This window comes from Candidatus Symbiopectobacterium sp. NZEC135 (genome assembly GCF_025962695.1).
The window spans coordinates 1-1681 of record NZ_JAGFPF010000359.1 but is presented as its reverse complement, the minus strand read 5'-3'; the positions used below and the strand labels follow the sequence as shown (position 1 = coordinate 1681).

The following is a 1681-nucleotide window of genomic DNA, read 5'->3' as shown; positions in this document are numbered from 1 at the left end:
AATCAAACAACTCCTCATGGCGGTGCGTCGTTCCTACTCGCTGCTGCGCTTTCAACTGTTCAAACAGTTGCGTATTTTGCGGTTGTGCCAGGAACTTGTCTGACGCCCACACCAGCATCGGCGAACGGAACTGTTCCGGCGGCGCAACATCACGCGGCGTGCCGTGCAAATGGTAGTTTTCATCAATCGACTCACCGTGATCTGAGGCATAAAACACCAGTGCCTTCTTGTCACGCACCTGATCCAGTACGTTTTTAATGAAGGTGTCGGTATACAACACACTGTTATCAAATGCGTTGATCAGTTGTTCGCGTGAGCAAGAGGCATCAACTCCCATACATTCAGGCTGATAGCGCGCATAACTGCGCGGGTAGCGCATGGAATAGAGATAATGAGAGCCTTTGGTATGCAGTACGATCACATGCTTCCCCTTGGGATAGCGCGCTAACGACCCCTTCACCTCGTCGACCAATAACATGTCGTCGACAGATTTGCCTTCATTACGCTCTTCGGAAGCAATCATTTCGCGGAATGAGTAATTGTTAGCGTTAATGCTGTTATAGAACCAGACCTCACTTTGCATCGCGAACAGTTCTGAGGTGAACCCCAGTGAACGCAGCACATTGAAAATATTTTGTTCTTTCAAGCTGCGTTGCGGATTGTTCTCCGCCCCGCCTTCACGCACGAACATGCAGCGCATGGAGAGTTTGGTTGAGGTATCACATGACTGACCACGAAACGCCACCAGATTGCGCTCTTTTGACAGCTGCGGTGTGGTATCGCGCTGATAACCGAGCAGCCCCATGTGATCCCAGCGGGTGGTCTCCCCCAGGATAAAAACCACATAGGTATCCTCAATGCCAGCAGGGGCTACGTAGGTAAAATTTTGGGCGGGGTCGAACAACTCTGCCGCATCCTGGCTTTCATCATATTGGGTGTAAGCGAACAGCCCCAACGCCGAGATCCAGTTGGATGGCAAATACGAGTGAGCAATGACACCACCATAGCTGGGCAAATCGATGTTGGTTCGTTTTTCCGTGCGCTTTTGCTCGGTCCCCATATATTCCATGGTGCCCCATACCAGCGCGACAACGGCAAACAGGATCGCCACGGGTTTTATGCGTTTACCCGGCGTTTTTAATTGTTCAATCAGGGTATTGCGCAAATCAGCTTTCCAGATGATCGCTAAAGGCATCGCGCTGACGCACAGCGTCCAGACCATAAATTGCCAGCCGATCACCTCCTTTGACAAATCAATATCCGTGGTCATCACGGCAGCAATTATCCCGTAGCCAATAACCACATTAAAAAACGTCATGTAGTAACTGGCAGCAACAGAAAACAACACTAACAGTGAGGCTATCAACCGGTAGAAATAACGCCCACCTAGTGAGAGCAAGCGCATCAGGAAAAATGTGAACAACACACTGAGCGATAATTCAATCAGCGCAGGCAGGAATTTGGCAATAGCAGATCCAGAAGGGGAAACGATATCATCGAAGCGGCGGTAATAGACGGAGACATTGAGAAACAATCCAATATAAACGGCGAGAAACAACGACAAAGCAGACTGCGAAAAAGAGGTAATCACCGACATCTTACTCTGGCTCCAGCATAAACCAAGACTTCTTTAAAAGAATTAGGACACAGAAATAATTGATGAGTTCATGAATAATATACT

At 48.7% G+C, this 1681-nt stretch carries 1 protein-coding gene; it reads right to left on the bottom strand.

Features of this window, described 5'->3' with window-relative positions; translation table 11 throughout:
• Window positions 1-1597, bottom strand: a 1597-nt coding sequence (gene eptB / locus J5224_RS26830) for a kdo(2)-lipid A phosphoethanolamine 7''-transferase (RefSeq protein WP_264628205.1), incomplete at its 3' end; no start/stop codon positions are given.
• Window positions 1598-1681 lie beyond the last annotated feature (84 nt).